Raw genomic sequence first — 6,928 nt, 5'->3', positions numbered from 1 at the left:
TGATCCGTGTATTTGCGCGTGCGGATCTTGCCTTCGATATACACCGACGAGCCCTTCTTCAAATACTCGTTGGCGATCTCGGCCAGACGCCCGAAAAACGACACGCGATGCCACTCCGTCATCTCCTTCAGCTCGCCGGACGCCTTGTCCTTATAGCGATCGGTGGTAGCAAGACGAATGTTGGCCACGGCGTCGCCGCTCGGCAGATAGCGAGTTTCCGGATCGGCTCCCAAATTCCCGACGAGGATTACCTTATTGACGGATGCCATGTGTTTCTCCTGTTGATTCGATTCAATTCGATGCTTTGCGCTCGCAACGCGACAATGGCTTCATTCGCGCTACGGCAAAAATGGGTTGCGACAAAAATTCGTGCGAAACATTGCCAAAAGCGACAGCCCAAAGCGAGCCAAAAACGGCGAAACGTGAATAAACGCGGCACGGACTCACGCTGTGCGGCGCACCCTCTGCGGCGGCCGCTTCATGCTCGACGCGACGATCAGCCATGCAAGCACCAGTCCTGAGCACCCGAAAAATACAGCGCTCTGCCCGTCCACTTTCAGCAACCAGCCGCCCATCACCCCACCGATCGCCAAGCCGATCGACTGCGTGGTGTTATAGACCCCTGCCGCCGCGCCTTTTCTCGTTCCGGGTGCAAGCTTGGATACGAGAGACGGCTGCGACGCTTCCAGCACATTGAAGCCGAGAAAGTACACGAACAGAATCGCGGCCACAGACCACAGAGTATGCGGAGCGACGCCGAGTAACAACTGGCCGATCAGGATAAGACCTATGGCGCCGAGCATCACGGCCTTCATTTTGCCGCGCTTTTCCGCGGCAATGATAGCCGGCACCATCAGCACGAAAGCAAATCCCATGACCGGCAAATAAATCTTCCAGTGCGACGCGACGGGCAATCCGCCTGCTTCAAGAATGCGCGGCACGACGAGGAAGAGTGCCGTCTGCGTCGCGTGCAGCACGAGCACGCCGAAGTTCAGGCGCAGCAATTCGGGGTTGTGCAGCACTTCGGCAAACGGCGCCTTGACGTGAACGGGCGGTCGGGGCGCGTCGGGCACGACCCAGACGACCACGCCGACGGCGAGTATTGAAAGGAAGCCGATCACCGTGAAAAGGCCGCTCATGCCGATCCACTGGAACAGGATTGGCGCGCCCACGATCGCGACGGCGAACGAGACGCCAATGCTTGCTCCCACCATTGCCATGGCTTTCGTGCGGTTTTCTTCGCTGGTCAGGTCGGCGATAAACGCAATCACCGCCGACGAAACCGCGCCCATTCCCTGGATCACCCGGCCCACGATGATCCATGTCATGGAGTGGCCGACCGCCGCGACGAAGCTGCCGATCGCGAACACCACGAGCCCGAATGCGATAACCGGCTTGCGGCCGAGTTTGTCGGAGACCCAGCCGTAAAAGATGTACAGCAACGATTGCGTGACGCCGTACGCGCCGAGCGCGATGCCCACAAGCAGCACGTTGTCGCCGCCCGGAAGGGTTTTCGCGTAGATGGAAAACACCGGCATGATCATGAAGAGACCGAGCATGCGCAGCGCGAAGATCGCGGCAAGCGACACGGTCGCACGCATTTCCAGCGCGCTCAGACGTGTTGACGTAGCAGACGGATTGGACATCGGACGAGGTAGTTTGAAAACGCGTATGACCGTGCGCGCCGATAGAAATTCGGGCGCAGACGCCTTGTGGTTGCCCGGAACGGCACTATATAAAGAAGGTGACCGGCATGCGCGAGAATGCACCCAACTCGCGCCGATCCGGCCCACGAAGGACACTTCCACTCCCTCCGCACGCTTGACTGACGCTCGTGAGCGCGGACAACGCGCCCTCGAAAAGTCGTTATAGTAGCAGGTTTAGCCCCCTACCTTTCCGCCCGGTTCATGGAAGAAATCCGTATTCGTGGGGCTCGCACCCACAACCTCAAGAACATTAATCTCGACTTGCCACGTCACAAGCTGATCGTGATTACAGGCCTGTCCGGGTCGGGGAAATCCTCGCTTGCGTTCGACACGCTGTACGCGGAAGGACAGCGTCGCTACGTCGAAAGCTTGTCTGCTTATGCGCGGCAGTTCCTCCAGATAATGGAGAAACCGGACGTCGACCTGATCGAAGGTTTGTCGCCGGCGATCTCGATCGAGCAGAAAGCGACGTCGCACAATCCTCGCTCCACGGTCGGCACCGTCACCGAGATTCACGACTATCTGCGCCTGCTGTTCGCACGCGTCGGTACGCCGCATTGTCCCGATCACCACGTTCCGCTCCAGGCCCAAAGCGTCTCGCAAATGGTCGACGCCGCGCTGGCCATGCCCGAGGAAACGAAGCTGATGATCCTCGCGCCCGTGGTCGCGGATCGCAAGGGCGAGCACACCGAGTTGTTCGAAGCAATGCAGGCGCAGGGCTTCATTCGTTTCCGGGTGCGCTCGGGCGGCGGAACAATCAATGAGGGCGTCGCGCAGATCTATGAAATCGAGTCGCTGCCGAAGCTGAAGAAGACCGAGAAGCATACGATCGATGTTGTCATCGACCGGTTGAAAGTTCGGCCGGACATGACGCAGCGGCTGGCGGAATCGTTTGAAACGGCGCTGCGCCTGGCCGATGGCCGTGCGGTCGCGCTCGAGATGGATTCGGGCGTCCAGCACGTGTACAGCTCGAAATTCGCGTGCCCGATCTGCTCGTATTCGCTGCAGGAACTCGAGCCGCGCCTGTTCTCGTTCAACAACCCCATGGGCGCATGCCCCGAATGTGACGGCCTCGGCCAGATCAATTTCTTCGATCCGAAACGCGTGGTCGCGCATCCGTCGCTATCGCTGGCGGCGGGTGCGGTCAAAGGGTGGGACCGGCGCAACCAGTTCTACTTCCAGATGCTGCAAAGCCTTGCCGCGTTCTACGACTTCGATATCGACGCAGCGTTCGAAGACCTGCCCGAACCGGTGCGCAAGACCTTGCTATACGGCTCTGGCGAAGAGGCCATACCGTTCTCGTACATCAACGAGCGCGGCCGCACGACAGTCCGCGAGCACGCGTTCGAAGGGATCATTCCGAACCTGGAACGCCGCTACAAGGAAACCGATTCTTCGGCAGTCCGTGAGGAACTCGCGAAGTATCAAAACAACCAGGCGTGCCCAGCATGCGAAGGCACCCGGCTGCGACGAGAAGCACGCAATGTCAAGCTGGGCACGGGCGAACACGCGCGTGGCATCTATGAGGTCAGCAGTTGGCCCATGCGCGAGACGCTCGGTTATTTCCAGACGCTGCATCTGGAAGGCTCCAAAGGCGAGATCGCCGATAAAGTCGTCAAGGAAATAGTCGCGCGGCTCACCTTCCTGAACAACGTCGGACTGGATTACCTGTCGCTGGAACGCAGTGCCGAAACGCTTTCGGGCGGCGAAGCGCAACGCATCCGGCTGGCATCGCAGATCGGATCCGGCTTGACGGGCGTGATGTACGTCCTCGACGAACCCTCGATCGGCCTGCATCAGCGCGACAACGACCGGCTGATTGCCACGCTCAAGCACCTGCGCGATATCGGTAACTCGGTCATCGTGGTCGAGCACGACGAAGACATGATTCGCATGGCGGATTATGTCGTCGATATGGGTCCGGGCGCAGGCGTACATGGCGGCGTAATCGTCGCGCAAGGGACGCCGAAGCAGGTTCAGAACGACCCGAACTCCGTGACCGGGCAGTACTTGGCGGGGAAGAAAAGCATCGGCTACCCGTCCGAACGAAGGAAGCCCGACGAACGGCGCCTGCGCATTGTCGAGGCTTACGGCAACAACCTGAAGCGCGTGTCGCTTGACTTACCAGTGGGCCTGATGACGTGTGTAACGGGGGTGTCCGGCTCGGGCAAGTCCACGCTGATCAACGACACGCTCTATCACGCGGTCGCCCAGCATTTATATGGCTCGTCCGCCGAGCCAGCCCCCTACGAATCCATAGAGGGGCTTGAGCACTTCGATAAAGTCATCAACGTCGATCAATCGCCGATCGGCCGCACACCGCGCTCGAATCCCGCGACCTACACCGGCCTCTTCACGCCGATCCGCGAATTGTTCGCGAGCGTGCCGGCGTCGAAGGAACGCGGCTATGACCCCGGCCGCTTTTCATTCAACGTAAAAGGCGGACGCTGCGAGGCGTGCCAGGGCGACGGCGTCCTGAAGGTGGAAATGCACTTCCTGCCCGACGTCTACGTACCTTGCGACATTTGTCACGGCAAGCGCTACAACCGTGAAACGCTCGATGTCCAGTACAAGGGCAAGAATATCCACGAAGTTCTCGACCTGACCGTCGAAGCCGCGCACGAATTCTTCAAGCCGGTGCCGGTGGTCGCGCGCAAGCTGAAAACCTTGCTGGAAGTCGGCCTCGGCTATATCCGGCTAGGCCAGTCCGCCACCACGCTATCGGGCGGCGAGGCGCAACGCGTCAAGCTTTCGCTGGAACTGAGCAAGCGCGATACGGGTCGGACGTTGTATATCCTGGACGAGCCGACCACCGGCCTGCACTTCCACGACATCTCGCTGCTGCTCGAAGTGATTCATCGGCTGAGCGATCAGGGGAATACTGTCGTAATCATCGAGCATAATCTCGATGTCATCAAAACCGCCGACTGGGTCATCGACCTCGGTCCAGAAGGCGGAGCCGGCGGTGGCCAGATTATTGCGGAAGGTACGCCGGAGGATGTCGCGTCATCGAAGGCAAGTTTTACCGGTCGATATCTGGCGCCGTTATTGCAAAGACCAAGATCGGCGGCGTGACGGATTGGCAACACGCCCAACCCTGTAAGCCGTACAGACGCCGCCCCGGGCGGCGGCACCCGATAACCCCCTACGCGACAGGAGACAAACGCAGTCATGGCAAAGCGCAACGAAGCGGCTGAAAGACGGCCGCCTCCCGTACGGCCCGTCCGGCTGACGAGCGACATGAGCATGCCGACGTTGTCGGTGGTGGAAATCGGCAGTTACGTCGCGGCTTTTGCCGGCTTGTTCTTCGTATTGCATCTGCAGTTGCTTGGCGCGTTGCTGGCCGGCATGCTGGTCTTTCAACTCGTGCACATGATCGCGCCGCTGATCGAGCGACGCATGACGAGCGGTCGCGCGCGCTGGGTTGCCGTGGTGATCGTGGCCGTGGCGATAGTCGGCGGGCTGACGGGCGTGACCATCCTCACGATCGACTATTTTCAACGCGATGTGCCTACCGTGGCACAACTCCTCGACCAACTGATGATGGTCACGACGCACGCTCGCCTGCAGGTACCGAACTGGATTGCGAACTACCTTCCTGTCGATGCCGACCAGATGAAGGACCGTGCAACCGAGTTGATGAAGACGCACGCCGCGATGTTGCAGCAAAGCGGCAAGGAGGCGATGCGCGGCTTCGGGCATGTGCTGATCGGAATGATCGTGGGCGCGATTATCGCGGTGGGCTCGCCGAAAAGCGCGCATCGGCTACCGTTGACCACGGCGCTCGTGACCCGCGTGACGCGCTTCTCGGAGGCGTTTCGCCGCATCGTGTTCGCGCAGGTAAAGATCTCCTTGATCAATACCGCGTTCACCGCGATGTACCTGCTCGTCGCGTTGCCGCTTTTTCACGAAAGCCTGCCGCTGTCGAAGACACTTGTGCTCGTGACGTTTATCGTCGGCTTGATGCCTGTGATCGGCAATCTGGTTTCCAACGCGATCATCGTGGGATTTTCGCTGTCCGTGTCGTTCGGGACCGCCGTCGCCTCGCTCGCATTCCTGATCCTCATTCACAAGCTCGAATACTTCTTGAATGCGCGGATTATCGGCGGGCAGATCGAAGCGAAGGCATGGGAATTGTTGCTGGCGATGCTTGCGATGGAAGCCGCGTTCGGGCTTCCAGGGGTGATCGCTGCACCAATTTTCTATGCTTATGTGAAGCGGGAGCTGGTGTATTTAAGGTTGGTTTGAGAGTCGCTGTTACCCAGTAAAAAGGCCGCGAATGCGGCCTTTTTTATAGTGCGAACCCAACTTACCGAAACACCACCGTCTTGCTTCCGTTCAACACGATCCTGTGTTCCACATGCCAGCGCACCGCACGCGCGAGCGTCACGCACTCCACGTCGCGGCCGATCGCCGTCAACTGGTCGGTCGTCATGCTGTGGTCCACGCGCTCGACTTCCTGCTCGATAATCGGCCCTTCGTCGAGGTCCGTAGTCACATAGTGCGCGGTCGCGCCGATCAGTTTCACACCGCGATCAAACGCCTGGTAATACGGCTTCGCGCCCTTGAAACTTGGCAAGAACGAGTGATGAATATTGATCGCGCGGCCATTAAGCTTCGCGCACATTTCCGGCGACAAAATCTGCATGTAACGCGCGAGCACGACGAGATCGATGTCATGGTTCCCGACAATATCCAGCACGCGTGCCTCTTGCGCCGCCTTTGCCTCAGGTGTCGATCCGGTCAGCGGCAGGTGATGAAACGGAATGTCGTAACTTGCGGCAAGCTGATAAAAGTCGCGATGATTCGAGACAATCGCCGGAATCTCAATGCCCAATTGCCCTGTCCGGTATCGGAACAACAAGTCGTTCAGGCAATGGCCGATCTTTGACACCATGATCATCACGCGTGGCTTGACCGTCGCGTCATGCAATTCCCACTTCATGCCGAACTGATCGGCGAGCGAGGCAAACGCCGTGCGCAATGCGTCGACACCCGAAAAGCCGCCGACCTGCTGGAAATGCACGCGCATGAAGAATTCGCCGGTGTGGCTGTCGCCGAACTGGGCCGAATCGAGGATATTGCCGCCGAGGTTGAACAGGAACCCCGACACCGCATGCACGATGCCGGGCCGGTCCGGGCACGACAACTTCAGAATGAAACTATGTTCGGTCGACATGAACCGGTAACTCCTTGGCGTGATGTTCAAAGCGCGGGCGCGG

At 59.4% G+C, this 6,928-nt stretch carries 5 protein-coding genes; 2 read left to right on the top strand and 3 right to left on the bottom strand.

The genetic code is table 11. The annotated features are described in order from the left end of the window. Positions 1–269: single-stranded DNA-binding protein (gene ssb / locus WCA53_RS22175; protein WP_423915609.1), on the bottom strand; the 269-nt coding region annotated here is incomplete at its 3' end. A 174-nt stretch (positions 270–443) separates the two neighbouring features. Further along, positions 444–1,646, bottom strand: coding sequence for an MFS transporter (locus tag WCA53_RS22170; RefSeq protein ID WP_423915608.1), 1,203 nt, complete (start codon positions 1,644–1,646; stop codon positions 444–446). A 261-nt stretch (positions 1,647–1,907) separates the two neighbouring features. On the opposite strand from WCA53_RS22170, the gene uvrA reads away from it, so the two are divergent. Continuing rightward, on the top strand, positions 1,908–4,781 hold the full coding sequence (uvrA, locus tag WCA53_RS22165; RefSeq protein WP_423915607.1) for an excinuclease ABC subunit UvrA: 2,874 nt from the start codon (positions 1,908–1,910) through the stop codon (positions 4,779–4,781). 96 nt (positions 4,782–4,877) lie between these two features. Beyond that, positions 4,878–5,954: an AI-2E family transporter gene (locus tag WCA53_RS22160; RefSeq protein WP_423915606.1), complete on the top strand. Its 1,077-nt coding sequence runs from the start codon at positions 4,878–4,880 to the stop codon at positions 5,952–5,954. 61 nt (positions 5,955–6,015) lie between these two features. On the opposite strand, the gene purU is transcribed toward WCA53_RS22160, so the two are convergent. Next, positions 6,016–6,885, bottom strand: coding sequence for a formyltetrahydrofolate deformylase (gene purU, locus WCA53_RS22155; RefSeq protein WP_423915610.1), 870 nt, complete (start codon positions 6,883–6,885; stop codon positions 6,016–6,018). Positions 6,886–6,928: the final 43 nt, after the last annotated feature.

The organism is Caballeronia sp. (genome assembly GCF_049581465.1).
Classification (GTDB): Bacteria; Pseudomonadota; Gammaproteobacteria; order Burkholderiales; family Burkholderiaceae; genus Caballeronia.
This window is presented reverse-complemented; position numbering and strand designations above follow the sequence as displayed.